We start from the raw sequence: 16,310 nt of genomic DNA on the forward strand, positions 1-16,310 counted from the left end.
AGGTCAAACTGATCTTTATGTCACCCAAATTTGCGAACAGAGAGGAATGACCATGCGAAGAATAATCGGGCTGGCAACCGCAACAATGATTGGCTCACTCATAACTGCAGGCCTTGCCATGGCACAATCAGCGCCATGTGAGACCAAACTGCCAATCGATATTCCATCCAACTGCGATGCTATCGAGATTATTAAACCAATCGAGAAACTGGAGAACTTTCGGTCTTTGACTACCTCAAAAGATGGCCCGGTTTTGAAGCCTCAGCTGATCTTCCGCTCTGACCAATTGGACAACTTGACTGAAGCTGATCAGGAAAAGTTGAGTGCATTGGGCATCGAAACCATCATCGACCTACGCGCTCCGGATGAGTTGGACAAGCACCCCAATAAACATATCTCCTCCGTTGATTTTAACATCAACCTACCAATCGGTTCAGATCCGGCCGACATCGCCAAAATCATGCCGCTGGACGTGGCCTCTCAAATCCGTCCGCTCTGGTTCAGTGGTAAGTTTGAGGAGATTGACCAGCTTCTCAAAGACCACGATGTAGATATCTACCACACCCGCATTGACCGCTATAAGGACTTCGCCCGCAAGTTCACGCCGCAGATCTCACGTTTCATGCACGTGCTCTTGGAAGAGCAGAACTACCCGCTCATGTTTCACTGTGCTGGTGGCAAAGACCGCACCGGTTATGTGGCAGCAATACTGATGTTGTCTCTCGGCTTTTCCGAGGAAGATGTCATGCGTGATTACCTCACCACCAATCTCTACACCTTTGATGAACTCAGCAAACTGGTCGCAAACGGCCCACATTCCCTGCGCCCAGCCTTCGGTGCCCACAAAGAGCAGATCACTGCTGCACTGGCAGCGATGAAAGAAGATTACGGCAGCTTTGAAACCTACCGCCGCGATGCGCTGCACATCTCTGATGAGGAACTCGCCCGCATCAAAAAGAACCTGCTGGTAGACCCGAGTTAAGGCCTCCCAGCACCCCTCGTGCTGCCTTCCCCCAACGTTGGTGGCACGAGGTTCCTCAAGCAAGTTCTACGAGAGGCTCATTTGCGCCAGAAGGCATATCCAGCCTAAACTTCCCTTATGTTTTAGGGGAATTTCATGACTGTATTATCTTCAGCAATTGAACACGGATATCTGGGATTTGCTTTCCACGAAGCCAAAGATAATTCACCTATTTATGAAGAATGGGCGACACATATAGCCGGCTCGCCAATCTTCCACGATTTCCTGATGCTTTTGCCGGAAGCCAAACAGCAACCCAACCTCCTTTTTGCAGCTATAAGATGGGTTACAGGACGCATTCCTGAAGTGGCAGAGCTGGATGATATTCTGCAACGACATAGCGCTGCCATCAAACAAGAGATGATGAAGCGCAGCACGCAGACCAACGAAGCTGGCCGTTGCGCTGTTCTTCTTCCACTGCTCGCCCGCCTCCCACAACCACTTTCATTGATCGAAGTCGGTGCCTCCGCTGGTCTCTGCTTGCTGCCCGACCACTATGCCTATGACTACAACAAGGGTGCACACACACTGGCGCCTGAGACGAATTCACCCGATACACCAGTGTTGCATTGTCAGGCGGCTGGTAATGTCCCTCTGCCAACCAAACTACCAGAAGTCACCTGGCGTGCAGGGGTGGAGTTGAACCCGTTGAACCTTCAGGATGAGGACACATTAGCATGGCTCCAAACGCTCATCTGGCCGGGGCAGGAGGACCGCTTACACCGGCTGCAAAAAGCAACCGCAGTGGCAAAGCAGCGGAAAATTCAACTCGTCAAAGGAGATCTTCTCGCGGATCTGCCAGTCTTGCTGGAGCAAATCCCAACAGGCACTACACCAGTGGTCTTCCATAGCGCCGTCCTCTACTACATCCGAGACACGAGCAAGCGGGATGCTTTTGTCGATCTGATGCTCAACTCCAACGTTCACTGGATCTCTAACGAGGCCCCCGGTGTCCTTCCTCAACTCGCCGACAAAGTCTCCGGCCCGCGCCCTTCAGGCCGCTTCCTCCTCTGCGAAAACGGCACACCCCGCGCCTGGACTGGGCCACACGGGCAGTCAGTAGAGTGGATCGAGTAGAGGCTTGCTAAAAGCCTCTGCACACCATCACAGCATTTAGCTCCAGTTTGAGGGAAAGTACGTAAATTCCAGAAAGCATTCATTTGAGAGGACGTAGTACTTTACTGAAAGCGTGAAAAATACTGGTGTTCGCCTCATTAAATAGTTGGTGGGAGGCAAACACTCATGCTTAGGAGTTGATGGATGCCTCCGCAAACACTGAGCAAACAAGAGCATAAATGGGCCAGCGACATGGCTCGTCACTTGAACCTGACCTTTGCTGAAGAGGAGGGCGAGCAGGTCGGACAACATCACCAAGCCGACGTTGTGAACGCTCCTACAAGTCTACTGGGAAAACTCGCTTCTATGGAGAAAGCGGCAGATGCTCTGTACGCAAACACGGAGTTGATCAAGAACCAAAGCGCTGTTTTCTCACCTTTCAAAAAAGCAGGTCAGTCTGCACGCTCGGGTATTGCAGCTGCACGAAAAGAGCTGAAAGGCCGAAAGCCCCAAAACGCGGAGGCGAGGCTTTCCAAAATTCAAGAGAAAGTTTCCTCTATGGAGCAGCTCATTGCTGTTGCTCAGTCCAATCATAAAGGTTTGGAAGCGCAGATACCCTGGGTGAAGGAAGACCTCGCTCAGTTGGCGATTGAATTACCAGTTGTTGACAGCCTTGCCATTGCTAAGAAAATCCCGAGCAAAAAGCACAAGAAATTCCTCAGTCTTGACCAGGAAGCCAACGGTCTGATCAGTGAAGTTGAGACCCTTTGTGAGAACTTTCAGGTAGATGCTGCGAACAAGGTCTTGAAGAAGCTCAATAAGACACTTCAGGCCTATCAAAAGGAAGTTGATTGGCTGCACGCTCTGCCCGAAGTTACTGGTGTCGGAGCTAGTGAAAGCCCACGTGTGTCCAAGCTCGACAAACTTGCTGCTGCATTTATGCGAAAAAAGACTCAGGAGCATAAAGTTGAGCTGGTCAAAGCTGAGCCGGATGAGAAGACGAAGGCTTTTCTTAAGACTTGGAACAGAGAGAATTTCTCTGATCCTTCCGAAAGGCTCGACCTCCAAAAAAGAGGCGGCTGCAAAGCACCTTTCAAGTTCATCGTTCGAACAGGTTCAATGGATGATTTTATCAATCAAAAGGGCTGCTTTTCTGCTCAGGGAACCGAGTATCTGGAGAATAAGGATGCCATTTGTACGTCCGTTGTGACTGATGAAAAATGCTTTGTCTACGGAGCCTTTGGCGTCATCTTGGATGTCCCGCCACAAAACGTGCTGGTCTCCAGTCCCGATGATCTCATGAGCGAGCTTAACATTGGCCGCAAAGACAAAAAAGACAGAATGGTCAATGTCACACAAGAGCAAAACGAAAAGCTTCTCGATGTGCCAGACCATGTTCGCAACGGTTACTTGAAGAATGAACTGGACAGATACCAGTACGATAAACGCCAGCAGAACGTCGATGACTTGGTGGACAATACCTACTATGCGCATAACGAGGTAATCGTTTCATCCAAAGATGGTATTCAGCATAAGCAAGGCGTAGACGCAACCGAGCCCATCAAGATCAATGGAATCTTTCTCATAGACGCTGAACCCTCTCCCGACACCATCGCGTTTCAGGAGTTTGAAGGCAAAAAGGCCCTGACCAAGGAAGAAAAATACCAGATCTTCATGGAACACGCCGAAAAGGTAGCCAAAAACCTCGGTGTACCGATCCTGTTTTTAGATGGTGAGAGCACGATGGCTTAATCATCTTAGACCAGGTCAGCTGCTTGATGTTGGCTCTGCCAGCTCCCACAGTGCGGTGTAACCTTCCATGAAACTTAATGAACTGCGTTCCTGCATAACTGAACAAACATAAAAAAAAAGCCCGATGCAAACACACCGGGCTCTTCAATCTCATAAAATCTAGCCAGCTTACTGGCAGAGGCTCTTGCCAACGCAGTTCAGGTCTTCGCAAGCTTCTTTCAGGCGCCCAACAATGCCCAGCTCACCTTCACGCAGCCATTTACGTGGGTCGTAAGCCTTCTTCGTTGGGGCGCCAGTTTCCGGGTCGATCTGGTATTTGAAGGCATTTGCGTTTGCTTCCACGTACGCACCAACCTTTTCAGAGAAGGCGAACTGTGTGTCGGTGTCGATGTTCATCTTGAACACGCCGTAGTTCAGGCTCTCTGTGATCTTGGATTTCTCAGAACCGGACCCACCGTGGAACACAAGCGCTAGCGGGTTTGCACCAAGGCTGTGAGTTTCGCTGACCAGTTTTTGGCTTTCACGCAGAATCTCAGGGCGCAGCTTCACGTTACCCGGCTTGTAAACGCCGTGCACGTTACCGAAGGATGCTGCAACGGAGAAGTGGCCAAGCGGGTTCAGACGATCATAAGCCTGCAGAACGTCTTCAGGCTGGGTGTAAAGCTTTGGATTGTCAGCTCCGATGTCATCATCAGAACCGATGCCGTCTTCTTCACCACCAGTCACGCCCAGCTCAATCTCAAGGCTCATTTCCAGCGGAGCCATCATCTTCAGTAGGCGTTCGCTTTCAGACAGGTTGAACTCGATGTCTTCTGCAGAAAGATCCAGCATGTGAGAGGAGAACAGTGGCTTGCCGTTTGCCTTGTAGAATGCTTCACCATGTTTGATGAGCTCTTCCAGCCAAGGGATCAGGCTCTTGTCCGCATGGTCGGTGTGGAGCACAACGCCAACACCGTAATGCTCTGCCAGAAGGTGCACGTGCTGAGCTGCAGCAACTGCGCCAAGTACTTTTGCCTGGAAGCTGTCCTTGATGCCTTTACCGGCATAGAACTGCGCACCACCATTGGAGAGCTGAACGATAATATCTGTATTGTTTGCAGCTGCTGCTTCAAGAACTGCGTTGATGGAGTCCGTTCCAACAACGTTGACCGCAGGCAAGGCGAACTTACCTTCGCGGCATGCTTCAATCAGGGTTTTGTAGTCTTCACCAAAGATGACGCCCGGCTTGAGCTTTCCCATTTTTATAGGCTCCTGTGTAACAGCAGATAGGGGAGACAAAGTGCCTCACACTGTGAACTGGCAACAAAGCCGGACCATGGCCTTGGCCAGTTGCCGCGCACACTACTCAGCAATACGCAGAACTACAACATTTGTAAGGGCATTCTGAGGAATTTAATGGATTTAAGAGGCAAATCACTGGCCTTAAGCAGTAATTCCCGTCATGCAGAATTTGTGTTTTTCACAAGCAGCACCAGGAACCACAATCCCTGCGCAAGTTTCGGAGTCGACCTAGGGGAATCAGAGGACGGACTGACCAGCCATCACACGGGCACTCAAGCCAATCGGCATTGACTGGATATCGCCCGCCAGAACCTCTAGAACAGGTCTGAGCTCAATGGCAGACCCATAGCGGCGCAGATGGGTAGAAAGCTCCATCAGAAGCGCCAGGTCTGTCGAGACAAGCGTGCCAGCTCCGCATGAGCGCACAGCGTGCAGCAAACCACTCAGATCACCGGCCCCCAGTTCGGGAGAGATCGTTCCCTCTGGAGCGCCTTTCACTTGAGAAGCGCAAATCTGCGGCAGGTCAACAACGCTGACTTGCTCCATCTGACCCAGCAAAGTGCGGGAAGCCACCTGACTGCCAAACAGATTTGGTGCATCTGACACATCCAGAAACGCAACCTTACCTGCAAAACCCTGCAGGCTCTGCCCAAACTCAGGTGCAGCCAGCAGCAAATCAGACACCTCAAAGCATTTGCGTGTAAACTTGGTCGTGATCTTCGCCAGTTCCTCGGACTGCTCTGAGAGGAGAGGCGCATAGGCCCGCTCAAATACCTTGGCACAAAACGGCGAAAGCACCGCCACATAGTCGTAGTGGCCAAACTGCGAAATCACCTCCTTTGCCATATCCCGCGCATCTTCCAGCTCATTGGAGCGCAGCGACACAAGCCCGCAACAACTCTGAATGCTCGGTGCTTCAACCTCATAACCAGCGACGCCCAGCAGATGAACTGCAGCTTTTATCAGGGAAGGGCGAAAGAGATTGGTAGTGCAGGAAACAAACAAACCGACCCGAGCATCTTTCTTATATTTGGGGCGTCTTTGTCGGGCCATGAAAAGAAAAGTCCTGCAGATTCTGAGCAATGCATAAATGAATTCGCTCAAACCTGCCTGCCACAATTCGAAGGGGACTTCAATGATTTATAAGGCATCGGATACAGAGCCTATAGTATACATTTTGTGCCTATATGCATTTTATGTGCGTACTTGCTAAGAAAAAACTATTGATTATCTTCCGGTCAGAATATCACTTAAAACAAGAAATCGGAAAATGAACATGAACCTGAAAAACGTTGCGCTGAGCCGCTATTCCACCAAGGAATTTGATCCTGCAAAGCAGATCTCTGCAGAGCAATTTGACCATATTAAATCTCTACTTCGCTTTAGCCCATCCAGCGTCAACTCACAGCCATGGCACTTTATCATCGCAGATACACCGGCAGGGCGCGAGCGCGTTTCAAAGGGAACACAGGGCATGTTCTCCTTCAACAACGGCAAGGTGCTCAACTCCTCCCACGTCATCGTCTTCTGCGTAAGAACAGACATCTCTGATGAGTATCTGGACCGTCTACTGGAAGTGGAAGAACAAGACAAACGCTTCGCTGACCCAGCTGTAAAAGAAACAGTAAAAGCAGGCCGAGCCACCTTTGTTGGCATTCATCGTGACCAGTTGAAAGACGCTGACCATTGGATGGAAAAACAGGTCTATCTAAATATGGGAACCATCCTGCTGGGTGCAGGCGCGCTGGGCATTGATGCAGTGCCGATTGAAGGCGTAGATGCACAAGTACTGGACGAAGAGTTCGGCCTCACCGAAAAAGGCTACCGCGCAGTTGCTTTGATTGCCCTCGGCCACCGTCACGAAAGCGACTTCAACGCCGCCCTCCCAAAATCCCGCCTCCCAGAAGGTGAAATCTTCACAGAACTGGCGTAATCAGCTCTGTACTTAACGCCAAAAAAGGGGTGCTTCATGCATCCCTTTTTACATGAAATGACCGAGTTTTATTCTGCAATTGGACTGTACTACACTACAATCAAAAGCAGGCGCACAAAGTTACCTCAATTGCCTGCCATCAAAATATGAGGGAATCGAAAAACATATATACTTAGAAAGAGTTGAATGATGATCAGACCGTATCAGGAAGCGGACCTTCCAGCTGTGCTAGATATTTACGCAAAGTCCAAACTTGATGAGTTTGCCTATGAAGATAAGCAGTTTGAGTTACTCCCGCTTGAACAGGACCCCAAGCGGTACACGAGTCTAATCACGTCACAAATCTCAGTTTATGAAGAAGAGAAAATGTTGGCCTATGCAGCCCAGGATGGAGCTGATCTGAGATCATTGTTCGTCCACCCGAAAGGCAGAGGCAAGGGCATTGGCAGAACGCTCATGCAACACATGCTGGATAGGGCTGAGGGGCAGGCCACACTTTACGTCGCCAAATCCAACTACCCTGCAAAGCGGCTCTATGAGCAATTTGGTTTTGTCATTACCAGCGAGTTCATGACCGACTATAACGGCATCCCAATCCTCGCAAACAAGATGGTGCGTAAGGCAGAAGGATGAGGGCAGGCCAAATAAAAAAGGGCCGCAGAACTGCGACCCCCGATCTTTAGAATCTCTGGAATCCAATTATTTCTTGGAGCCGTCTTTATTGAACTGAGCGAGGTACGCGATAACGTCCTGACGCTGCTTTTCTTTCTTAAGACCAGCGAAAGCCATCTTACCTTTCGGGATAACTTTCTTCGGTTTTGTAAGGTATGCGTCCAGGGTAGCTGCGTCCCAAGCTTTACCTTCTTCTTTACCTGCCAGAAGAGGTTTGGAATACTTGTAGCCTTCAACTTCACCCCAACCAGCATCGATGATGCCGTTGAGTTTAGGTCCTACCTTGTTCTTGGCTTTTTCACCAACAGCATGACAAGCCTTACATTTTTTGAAAACTTTTGCGCCCTTAGCAACATCGCCTTCAGCGAATGCCGCACCGGAACTCAACAGCAATGCAAGCGCTGCAATGACGCCAAACTGCTTCATATTTTATCCTTCCCACTATATCCTAAGAGATAACCGCGAATAGAGAACAACATAGTCTAACTCATGGGGCAGTTCCCATAGATTCGACGTTACCTTCGTATATATTGTTACGGCATATTGTCGCGGACGGAATTGATCATAAGCATAAACGACTGAAAATAACTTGCTTTGAGTCAAACTCACCAAAAACTGAAGCCGTTGTTTTGTGGGCGACAATAGACTTAATGCGGCTTTTATCTTTGCATAAATTGTGAGAGTCTCAGCCATTGTATTCAGTAAGTACGGTTGGGTTGGCGGCTTGGAAATATAGTTTCAAATCACAACTCAGGAGGGAGGCCTGATGGCAGCAATCGCGATGCCAAAACCGTCACAGGAAACACTAAAAAAACGCTCTAAAATCGTCGCTGATTTGCAAAAAATCGTGCGTGGAGAAGGTGTTATCTGCGATGAAATCGAGATGCGTCCCTATGAGACGGATGCCTTGACGGCATACCGCCAACTGCCGCTTGTGGTGGTTCTGCCTGAGACAGTGGATCAGGTCTCGCGAGTGCTCAAGTACTGCTATGACAACGATGTAAAGGTGGTGCCTCGTGGCGCCGGTACCTCCCTGTCTGGCGGCGCATTGCCGTTGGAAGACGGCGTTTTGCTGTCTATGATGAAATTTAATCGGATTTTGGAAATAGATCTGGAAAACCGGGCAGTTGTGACCCAACCGGGTGTAACCAACCTGGGGATTACGACGGCTGTTCAGCAGGATGGCTTCTATTATGCTCCTGATCCATCCTCCCAAATCGCCTGTTCCATTGGCGGTAACATCGCAGAAAACTCCGGCGGTGTGCACTCCCTCAAATACGGATTGACCACCAACAACCTGTTGGGACTGGAAATCGTCCTTATCACCGGAGAGGTGATCCGCCTCGGCGGCAAACATCTGGATTCTGAGGCCTACGACTTGATGGCCCTGCTCACGGGCTCCGAAGGATTGCTCGCAGTTGTCACTGAAGTCACTGTCCGCGTTCTACAAAAACCGGAAACAGCCCGTGCAGCACTCATCGGCTTCCCAACTTCAGAGGAAGCTGGCAAGTGCGTGGCTGAAATCATCGGAGCGGGCATCATCCCCGGCGGCATGGAGCTAATGGACAAGCTCGCAATTGATGCTGCCGAGGACTTCGTACATGCCGGGTATCCGTTGGATGTTGATGCCCTCATGATCGTGGAACTGGACGGCCCTGAAGCTGAAGTCGATGATTTGCTCAAGCGCGTCAGCGCAATCGCGGAAAAGAATGGCTCATCTTACTTGCGCGTCTCTCAGTCAGAAGAAGAGCGCAATACATTTTGGGCAGGGCGCAAGGCTGCCTTCCCTGCAGTTGGTCGCATCTCGCCGGATTATTTGTGCATGGATGGCACCATCCCGCGCGCAGCTCTGCCACAAGTCCTGCAGGAAATGCAGGAGCTGAGCGAAAAACACGGGTTACGCGTCGCTAACGTGTTCCATGCAGGCGATGGAAACTTGCATCCACTCATCCTTTATGACGCCAACAAGCCGGGCGAACTGGCCGCAGCAGAAGCCTTTGGCGCAGACATCCTGCGCCTTTGTGTAAAAGTAGGCGGCGTCCTCACAGGGGAACATGGTGTCGGCATTGAGAAACGCGATCTCATGCCAGAAATGTACTCTGAGGATGACCTGAAACAGCAGCAACGCGTGAAGTGTGCGTTTGATGAAAAGCAGCTTCTCAATCCGGGCAAGGTGTTCCCGGTCCTGCACCGTTGTGCAGAACTCGGCTTCATGCACGTTCATCAGGGCCAACTGCCATTCCCGGATATTCCACGCTTTTAGAGCGTGATCCTAAGACAAGAGAACAGGACGAAACCATGGGAGAGGGTTTCCACCCAACAACAGCTGATGAGCTGGAGGCGGTCGTCAAATGGGCCGCCGCCGAGCGAACTCCGCTGGAAGTAATCGGCAGCGGCTCCAAGCGCAACTGGGGCAGGGCGGTGCAGTCCGCGCATACTTTGCGCGTTGACGGCATCACCGGCGTGATCGACTATGAGCCGGCAGAACTTGTGCTCACCGTGAAGGCAGGCACGCCACTGACGGACGTTCAGACCCTCTTGAAGGAGTACAATCAGGAACTTCCCTTTGAACCAGCAGACCTAAGTGCAGTTCTGGGTGGCCCAAATCAGGCAGGCTCCATTGGCGGTGTGCTGGCAACAAACCTGTCTGGTCCGCGCCGTCTCAAAGCGGGTGCAGCACGCGATCATGTACTTGGTCTGGAAGCTGTTTCTGGCCGTGGTGAGATCTTCAAGGCAGGCGGACGCGTGGTGAAAAACGTGACGGGTTATGATCTGTCACGTGGCTTCTGCTCCTCATGGGGCACTCTTGCCGTTGCCACAAGTTTCTCCATCAAAGTTCTCCCACGAGCAGCCAAAGAATGTACCTTTGTATTGCTGGGCCTGACCCCGCAAGAAGCATCCAGTGCCATGTCAGAAGCTATGGGGTCTTCCGCAGAGGTTTCCTCTGCAGCTCATCTGCCCAAAGGCTTCTGCCCGCTTTCACAAGAACATTCCATCACCTTACTCAGATTGGAAGGCATTCCCGTTTCCATCGACTATCGTTTGGATAAGCTTCGTAGCATCCTGAAACGCTTTCCATCGCAGGAGCTCATTGAAGGGCAGGCCTCCCGCAAAACATGGGGTGATCTGCGCGACCTCATTCCGTTTGCCGGAAGTGACAAGCCGCTATGGAAACTCTCGGTTTCCCCGACTGCAGGGCAACAAGTGATTGCTGAGTTGGAAAAACGATTTGCAATCAGATGGATGATGGATTGGGCTGGCGGTCTTGTCTGGGTAGAAATGGAAGGTGAAGGGCCTCATGATGTTCCTCTGCGCCGGATCATCACCGAGAATGGAGGTGGACACGCGACGCTCCTGCGAGGGAGTGCTGAACTCCGTGCCAGTGTTGATGTCTTCCAGCCGCAGACAGAGACGTTAATGGGTCTTTCAAAACGTCTAAAAGCGCAGTTTGATCCACATGGCATCCTTAACCCGGGCCGTATGTACGCGGGGATCTAGCTCATGCAAACCAACTTTACGCCAGAACAACTCAAAGACAGCGCCACAGCAGTATCCGAACAGATCCTGCGCAAATGCGTGCACTGCGGGTTTTGTACCGCAACCTGCCCAACATTCGCACTACTGGGCGATGAACTGGACAGCCCACGTGGTCGCATCTACCTCATCAAAGAGATGCTGGAAAACGACCGGCCCGCAGATGCCAAGACCGTCAAACATATCGACCGCTGTCTGTCATGTTTGTCTTGCATGACCACCTGTCCATCAGGTGTAAATTACATGCATCTGGTAGATCATGCCCGCATCCATATTGAGCGCACCTACAAGCGCCCATTGCAAGACCGGATACTCAGAGCTGTGCTACAGGCCGTTTTGCCAGAGCCAGGTCGCTTCCGCCTTGCCATCGCCGCTGCTTTCTATGGTCGCCCGCTCGCAGGCCTTATGAAGAGGTGTGGCGGAACACTTGCAAAACTGGGTGCTATGTTGGCATTAGCACCAACCAAATCATCAACGCCTTCTCAGTTTATCGGGCAGGAGAGCGTTGCTCCAGAAACGCAGAAAAAAGGCCGCGTCGCCATTTTGAAAGGCTGCGCCCAAAGCGTGCTTGCCCCGTCCATCAATGATGCAGCAACTCGCTTGCTTACTCGCATCGGTTACGAAGTTGTCTTCCCAAAAGGGGAAGGCTGCTGCGGCGCACTCGTGCATCACATGGGCAAGGAGGAAGCCTCCAACGAACAAGCCAAAGCCAACATTGATGCGTGGATGAGGGAGATGGAAGGTGAAGGGTTGGATGCCGTCATTATCACTGCATCTGGCTGCGGAACCACCATTAAGGACTACGGCTTCATGCTGCGAGAGGATCCGCAATACGCAGCAAAAGCTCAGAAGATCTCCGAAATGTCCAAGGACATCGTTGAGTTTCTGATTGAGCAGGATCTAGGTGAGACGCAACTGCATGAAGACCTGACCGTCGCCTATCATTCTGCATGTTCCATGCAGCACGGCCAAAAGATCACATGGCAACCCAAAAAGCTGCTGCAAAATGCTGGCTTTGTTGTCAGAGAACCTCAGGAAAGTCATCTCTGCTGCGGTTCAGCTGGCACCTATAATATCATGCAGCCCAAAATCGCCACTGCCCTGAGAGACCGCAAAGTCGGCAATCTGGAAGCCACCCATCCGGACCTTGTCGCCACTGGCAACATTGGCTGCATCACCCAAATCTCCAGCGGCACCCAGATCCCGGTCATCCATAGCATCGAGCTTCTGGACTGGGCCTATGGTGGCCCAAAGCCGCAACAACTTGCAGGCAACTAATGAATGGTTGAGGAGGAGGTAAACTCCTCTACTCAGCGTGAGTGTGTCCATCGGAGCGAATTTTGCAGCTAACTTTCCCGCCAAGTTCGCCTTCGATATGTCTTAGTTCCTCTGCAATTTCGGGTGGGAGCTGACCCTCGTCAATTGTCGTAGGTGTTGCCGCGGCGACTTGGGTATGCCAGTCTCCCGCAAAAACCAAACCAGTCTCGTGCGCAAGCAGCAAGAGGCTCAGGATACTGGCGAAACAGCCGAGCAGGATGGCTGCAAGCGTATACCGATTGAGTGATGGTCCCTGGTCTTTCAGGCAATCCTCCAAAACCTCGCGGATCTGGGTGATGTCATCAGAGTTCAATGGCTCATCCAGCAACTCAATGGGCGAGCGTTCCTCGCTTATAGGCTGTGAGGGCTCCGCACCACTCATCTCATCAGCAGCCTCAAGAGTTGGCTGTAAACTTACAAAAGTTGGTACATAACCCATATCCGGCAATCGGATCTGCATATGATGGGCATCATGATGTTCGTCGTTATATCCGCGCAGAAGAGACCGCAAACGCGAGATGTTGACCCGTACAATTGGGTTTTCACGCGGATTAAAACCTGCAGGTAAGTTGAAGACCTTCTGCCCAATAATTTGCTCTTTGAGGTCGTCTTCCTGTTTGGAGAGTTTTCGCTCGACGAGAAACGTCAGCAGAGCAGTCAGTTTCGGGCTTCGCCTGAAGTTGGGGCTGGACAAAATACTGGAAAGAGTTGCAACCACTTCGTCTTTGCTGATGACTAGTCCATTCTTCTTGGCACACATACGCGGCACTCCCAAAACACACAGATGTGGTCTGGGGGAAAAAGCCCCTCAATCAGATGGTCTGCAACGGCACATTCTCATAATAAGTCTGTTTAAAGACAGACCTTTATTTTTTGTTGCTTTGCCTTGAGCTGGGGTACGGCAAGCAACTTGAAGTTGTTGTCTTATCATAGTTTCCTGTACCCAAGATTGCAACAAACCTGCATGCCTAGCGCACATAGACCTTTGCGCCAACTGGAACCATATTATACAGCTCCGCCACATCTTCGTTTCTCATACGAATGCAACCGGAAGAAACAGCTTGGCCAATCGTCCATGGCTCATTTGATCCATGAATGCGATAGAGTGTGGAGCCAAGGTAAAGTGCCCGCGCGCCCAATGGGTTACGCGGTCCACCCGGCATGTAACGGGGTAGGCTTGGTTGTCTTTTCAGCATCTCTGCAGGTGGCCGCCAGTCTGGCCACTCCCGCTTAAGGGTAACTTTGTGGACGCCAGCCCATTCAAAACCAGGACGGCCAACACCCACGCCATAGCGGCGGGCTTTGCCGTTGCTTTGCACCAGGTAAAGATATCGTGATGTCGTATCGATCACGACAGATCCCGGTGAATAAGAGGTGTTGTAGCTGACTGTTGTCGGCAAGAACTGTTTCGGAATACGGCGATCGTACCGCTTTGATGTTGTCCGTGATCGCCTCGCTTGTTTTTTAGAGCCGCGGAGGTTCTGAACCGCCTTGGCTTGAGACCGTGGGATTTGCACAACCCACGGATTTGCAAGATCAGGGCTGAGGACAAGCGGAGGGGCAGAGGCTCGCGGCTTGTATTCTGCCTGAGCAGCAGAACCAAACGCACAGACCAAGCCACCCACGCTGAATAAAGTAACAAGCCAGTTTGATTTGCTCTTTGCCGATGCCCCAAACATTCCACACTCCTCTGGACCTTGCCAATGACCCGATGTCCCCGGAAAACTAGAAGTTGCAGCTCTAGTAACTGTTAAAATTAGCAATGTAATTTATGCTAGTTCAAACTAAGGTTAACCAATTGTTACTGAACTATGCGGCCAATTGCCGGAATTATCTTTAAAAATCAATGCTGATAAATCTAAGGTAATAATTAACACTCTAAGAAGTAAGTGAGTAGTGACCGGCGTGCAGGAGTGCGAATCGTGCCCATCTTACTTATGGGTGCATGGGCGCGTCTTGTGACCGGGATTGCTATTTAAAACCTGTAATTGAGAGCCTGTCTTCGTAAGCCTGTGCCAGTTTGCGAAGAAAGGGCGGAAAACAAAAGAGGGCGCATCGCCGGACAGGAGTAGCGACGGTGTGGTCCTCATTAGGAAGCGTATTGGCTTCATGAGTTCGGGGTTGGGATGTCAGTTGTAAGAAAAACCTTTCGTGCAGAGGCTCAGTTCGGAGTGCGTAGCACACGCACCGAAGTAAGCACTCCGATTCAGGACAATGGTGAAGAGTTGCGTCACCAGCAGATTATGGAAGAAATTGCCAGCTTGAAAGAGTTGGTAGGATCTCCGGCAACTGACCCACAAGAACTGTCCCGACGCGTCGCAGAAGAACTGCGTGAGGAAATCGGCGAGGCTGCAAAGCTCAAGGGTGAGCTGGATGCGATTTATCAAGCAATCGCTGAAACCAAGAATGAAATTGCTGCTCTTCACAACAAGGCAAGCGTTGATAATGACGAGCGTGGCCGTGTGACATTGGAGCTTGGCGCGATTGTGTCAGGAACCGAAGGCGCGACCGAGCAAATCCTGACCGCAGCTGAAGTCATCGACCAGAGTGCGGCAACCGTTATGCCAATGGTTCCAAGTGAGCACGAAGGCCTTGTAACCGACATTCATGAGCAGGTGGTGTCGATCTTTGAAGCCTGCAACTTCCAGGATCTGACCGGCCAGCGCATCAGCAAGGTGGTGAACACCTTGTCATTCGTTGAAGAGCGCATCATCCGTATGATTGAGATTTGGGGCGGTATTGAAAGCTTCAAGGAGATCAGTGATCGCATTTCCTCTGAGAAAGAAGGCGACGATTCTGCACTGCTTCATGGTCCGGCTTTGGATGTGGAAGCTGGTACCGTGACACAGGATGACATTGACGCATTGTTCGACTGATCTTTTCTAAAAGAGACGTGCAGATGGCTTGCTATTTTGGCAAGCCAATGCTTTATAGGAGAACATAACATAAACATTTTGAGTGGGTTATTGAGGGTGACTGATGGTTGCCCAACAAGAACCCGCAGAGACAATTGACCATGAAGGGCAAGGCAATGGACCAGAATTCAACACCGATTGCTGAAGGACTGATCCGCGGAGAAGACGGCAAGGACCGTTGCTGGTGGCATGGTGGAGACCCGTTCTATCAGGCCTATCATGATAACGAGTGGGGGCATCCGGTCACCAACGATATCCGCCTCTTTGAAAAGATCTGCCTCGAAGGTTTTCAGTCCGGCCTGTCTTGGATCACTATTCTGCGTAAACGCGAGAACTTCCGCGCCGGTTTTGCAGGTTTCGACTTTGAGAAGGTCGCAAAGTTTACACAAAATGACATTGAACGCCTTGTTCAGGATGCCGGCATCATCCGCCACCGCGGCAAAATTACTTCCACCATCAACAACGCCAATCGTGCACTGGAAATGCGCGAGGAATTTGGTTCACTCGCAGCTTATTTCTGGAAGTGGGAACCAACCGAGGACCAACGCCCCGAGGTCTGTGACTACGCCAACCTCAAGACGCTCGGTAAAACCGAAATCTCCACGGCCATCTCCAAAGATCTCAAAAAACGCGGCTGGTCTTTCGTAGGTCCAACCACCGTCTACGCCTTCATGCAAGCCATGGGCATGGTCAACGACCACCTGGAAGGCTGTTGCTGCCGGGACATTGTTGAAGCCAAACGTGAGGCTATCGTGCGTCCTGTGACAGCCTAGCAAGAGTATTGGTGATGAGGTCTATGAGGTGAGGGGACCACTCACCTCAAACTACT

General features: G+C 51.1%; 15 protein-coding genes. 10 read left to right on the forward strand and 5 right to left on the reverse strand.

Annotated features, from left to right (window positions below; translation table 11 throughout):
• Nucleotides 1-52: 52 nt before the first annotated feature.
• The 3 genes from PsAD26_RS06995 to PsAD26_RS07005 all read left to right on the forward strand — a co-directional run bounded on the left by PsAD26_RS06995 (nucleotide 53) and on the right by PsAD26_RS07005 (nucleotide 3,829).
• On the forward strand, nucleotides 53-982 hold the full coding sequence (locus PsAD26_RS06995) for a tyrosine-protein phosphatase (RefSeq protein ID WP_208985552.1): 930 nt from the start codon (nucleotides 53-55) through the stop codon (nucleotides 980-982).
• 135 nt (nucleotides 983-1,117) lie between these two features.
• A complete protein-coding gene (locus PsAD26_RS07000; protein WP_063309823.1) occupies nucleotides 1,118-2,098 on the forward strand; it encodes a DUF2332 domain-containing protein in 981 nt (326 codons plus the stop codon).
• A 183-nt stretch (nucleotides 2,099-2,281) separates the two neighbouring features.
• Nucleotides 2,282-3,829 carry a hypothetical protein gene (locus PsAD26_RS07005; protein WP_063309824.1) on the forward strand — a complete coding sequence of 516 codons (1,548 nt, stop codon included), beginning with the start codon at nucleotides 2,282-2,284 and terminating at the stop codon, nucleotides 3,827-3,829.
• A gap of 168 nt (nucleotides 3,830-3,997) precedes the next feature.
• On the opposite strand, the gene fbaA is transcribed toward PsAD26_RS07005, so the two are convergent.
• Together fbaA and PsAD26_RS07015 are read right to left on the reverse strand one after the other, a co-directional pair.
• Nucleotides 3,998-5,068, reverse strand: coding sequence for a class II fructose-bisphosphate aldolase (gene fbaA / locus PsAD26_RS07010; protein WP_063309825.1), 1,071 nt, complete (start codon nucleotides 5,066-5,068; stop codon nucleotides 3,998-4,000).
• A 279-nt stretch (nucleotides 5,069-5,347) separates the two neighbouring features.
• Entirely contained in the window at nucleotides 5,348-6,163 is an 816-nt protein-coding gene (locus tag PsAD26_RS07015) for a (Fe-S)-binding protein (RefSeq protein WP_063309826.1), read from the reverse strand.
• Nucleotides 6,164-6,386: 223 nt separating this feature from the next.
• On the opposite strand from PsAD26_RS07015, the gene nfsB reads away from it, so the two are divergent.
• Together nfsB and PsAD26_RS07025 are read left to right on the forward strand one after the other, a co-directional pair.
• On the forward strand, nucleotides 6,387-7,043 hold the full coding sequence (gene nfsB / locus PsAD26_RS07020; RefSeq protein ID WP_063310071.1) for an oxygen-insensitive NAD(P)H nitroreductase: 657 nt from the start codon (nucleotides 6,387-6,389) through the stop codon (nucleotides 7,041-7,043).
• A 186-nt stretch (nucleotides 7,044-7,229) separates the two neighbouring features.
• Nucleotides 7,230-7,676, forward strand: coding sequence for a GNAT family N-acetyltransferase (locus PsAD26_RS07025; protein WP_063309827.1), 447 nt, complete (start codon nucleotides 7,230-7,232; stop codon nucleotides 7,674-7,676).
• Nucleotides 7,677-7,742: 66 nt separating this feature from the next.
• Here the strand turns inward: PsAD26_RS07025 and PsAD26_RS07030 are convergent, their stop codons facing one another.
• On the reverse strand, nucleotides 7,743-8,141 hold the full coding sequence (locus PsAD26_RS07030) for a cytochrome c family protein (RefSeq protein WP_063309828.1): 399 nt from the start codon (nucleotides 8,139-8,141) through the stop codon (nucleotides 7,743-7,745).
• Nucleotides 8,142-8,481: 340 nt separating this feature from the next.
• Here PsAD26_RS07030 and PsAD26_RS07035 point away from each other — a divergent pair, with 340 nt between their 5' ends.
• From PsAD26_RS07035 to glcF, 3 genes are read left to right on the forward strand one after another with little or no spacing between them, the layout of a single operon-like run.
• Nucleotides 8,482-9,978 carry an FAD-linked oxidase C-terminal domain-containing protein gene (locus PsAD26_RS07035; protein ID WP_063309829.1) on the forward strand — a complete coding sequence of 499 codons (1,497 nt, stop codon included), beginning with the start codon at nucleotides 8,482-8,484 and terminating at the stop codon, nucleotides 9,976-9,978.
• A 35-nt stretch (nucleotides 9,979-10,013) separates the two neighbouring features.
• Nucleotides 10,014-11,213, forward strand: a complete 1,200-nt coding sequence (locus tag PsAD26_RS07040) for an FAD-binding protein (RefSeq protein ID WP_063309830.1) — start codon at nucleotides 10,014-10,016, stop codon at nucleotides 11,211-11,213.
• Between the two features lie 3 nt (nucleotides 11,214-11,216).
• The gene (gene glcF / locus PsAD26_RS07045) at nucleotides 11,217-12,527 is read left to right on the forward strand and encodes a glycolate oxidase subunit GlcF (RefSeq protein ID WP_063309831.1); all 1,311 of its coding nucleotides are present in this window, start codon (nucleotides 11,217-11,219) and stop codon (nucleotides 12,525-12,527) included.
• A gap of 28 nt (nucleotides 12,528-12,555) precedes the next feature.
• Here the strand turns inward: glcF and PsAD26_RS07050 are convergent, their stop codons facing one another.
• Entirely contained in the window at nucleotides 12,556-13,326 is a 771-nt protein-coding gene (locus PsAD26_RS07050) for a hypothetical protein (RefSeq protein WP_063309832.1), read from the reverse strand.
• Nucleotides 13,327-13,534: 208 nt separating this feature from the next.
• Complete coding sequence (locus PsAD26_RS07055) at nucleotides 13,535-14,245, reverse strand: L,D-transpeptidase (RefSeq protein ID WP_063309833.1); 711 nt, start codon at nucleotides 14,243-14,245, stop codon at nucleotides 13,535-13,537.
• 447 nt (nucleotides 14,246-14,692) lie between these two features.
• Between PsAD26_RS07055 and PsAD26_RS07060 the strand changes: the two genes are divergently transcribed.
• Nucleotides 14,693-15,442 carry a protein phosphatase CheZ gene (locus PsAD26_RS07060; protein WP_063309834.1) on the forward strand — a complete coding sequence of 250 codons (750 nt, stop codon included), beginning with the start codon at nucleotides 14,693-14,695 and terminating at the stop codon, nucleotides 15,440-15,442.
• A gap of 155 nt (nucleotides 15,443-15,597) precedes the next feature.
• Nucleotides 15,598-16,254, forward strand: coding sequence for a DNA-3-methyladenine glycosylase I (locus PsAD26_RS07065; protein WP_084403616.1), 657 nt, complete (start codon nucleotides 15,598-15,600; stop codon nucleotides 16,252-16,254).
• The last annotated feature ends 56 nt before the right edge of the window (nucleotides 16,255-16,310 follow it).

Origin of the sequence: Pseudovibrio sp. Ad26 (genome assembly GCF_001623285.1) — a bacterium.
In the GTDB taxonomy this organism is placed as follows: domain Bacteria; phylum Pseudomonadota; class Alphaproteobacteria; order Rhizobiales; family Stappiaceae; genus Pseudovibrio; species Pseudovibrio ascidiaceicola.

What these genes read in the sequence shown, in the direction of transcription:
- PsAD26_RS06995 (WP_208985552.1), top strand. Translation starts at nt 53, where the DNA reads ATGCGAAGAATAATCGGGCTGGCAACCGCAACAATGATTGGCTCACTC.
- PsAD26_RS07000 (WP_063309823.1), top strand. Translation starts at nt 1,118, where the DNA reads ATGACTGTATTATCTTCAGCAATTGAACACGGATATCTGGGATTTGCT.
- PsAD26_RS07005 (WP_063309824.1), top strand. Translation starts at nt 2,282, where the DNA reads ATGCCTCCGCAAACACTGAGCAAACAAGAGCATAAATGGGCCAGCGAC.
- fbaA (WP_063309825.1), bottom strand. Translation starts at nt 5,068, where the DNA reads ATGGGAAAGCTCAAGCCGGGCGTCATCTTTGGTGAAGACTACAAAACC.
- PsAD26_RS07015 (WP_063309826.1), bottom strand. Translation starts at nt 6,163, where the DNA reads ATGGCCCGACAAAGACGCCCCAAATATAAGAAAGATGCTCGGGTCGGT.
- nfsB (WP_063310071.1), top strand. Translation starts at nt 6,387, where the DNA reads ATGAACCTGAAAAACGTTGCGCTGAGCCGCTATTCCACCAAGGAATTT.
- PsAD26_RS07025 (WP_063309827.1), top strand. Translation starts at nt 7,230, where the DNA reads ATGATGATCAGACCGTATCAGGAAGCGGACCTTCCAGCTGTGCTAGAT.
- PsAD26_RS07030 (WP_063309828.1), bottom strand. Translation starts at nt 8,141, where the DNA reads ATGAAGCAGTTTGGCGTCATTGCAGCGCTTGCATTGCTGTTGAGTTCC.
- PsAD26_RS07035 (WP_063309829.1), top strand. Translation starts at nt 8,482, where the DNA reads ATGGCAGCAATCGCGATGCCAAAACCGTCACAGGAAACACTAAAAAAA.
- PsAD26_RS07040 (WP_063309830.1), top strand. Translation starts at nt 10,014, where the DNA reads ATGGGAGAGGGTTTCCACCCAACAACAGCTGATGAGCTGGAGGCGGTC.
- glcF (WP_063309831.1), top strand. Translation starts at nt 11,217, where the DNA reads ATGCAAACCAACTTTACGCCAGAACAACTCAAAGACAGCGCCACAGCA.
- PsAD26_RS07050 (WP_063309832.1), bottom strand. Translation starts at nt 13,326, where the DNA reads ATGTGTGCCAAGAAGAATGGACTAGTCATCAGCAAAGACGAAGTGGTT.
- PsAD26_RS07055 (WP_063309833.1), bottom strand. Translation starts at nt 14,245, where the DNA reads ATGTTTGGGGCATCGGCAAAGAGCAAATCAAACTGGCTTGTTACTTTA.
- PsAD26_RS07060 (WP_063309834.1), top strand. Translation starts at nt 14,693, where the DNA reads ATGTCAGTTGTAAGAAAAACCTTTCGTGCAGAGGCTCAGTTCGGAGTG.
- PsAD26_RS07065 (WP_084403616.1), top strand. Translation starts at nt 15,598, where the DNA reads ATGGACCAGAATTCAACACCGATTGCTGAAGGACTGATCCGCGGAGAA.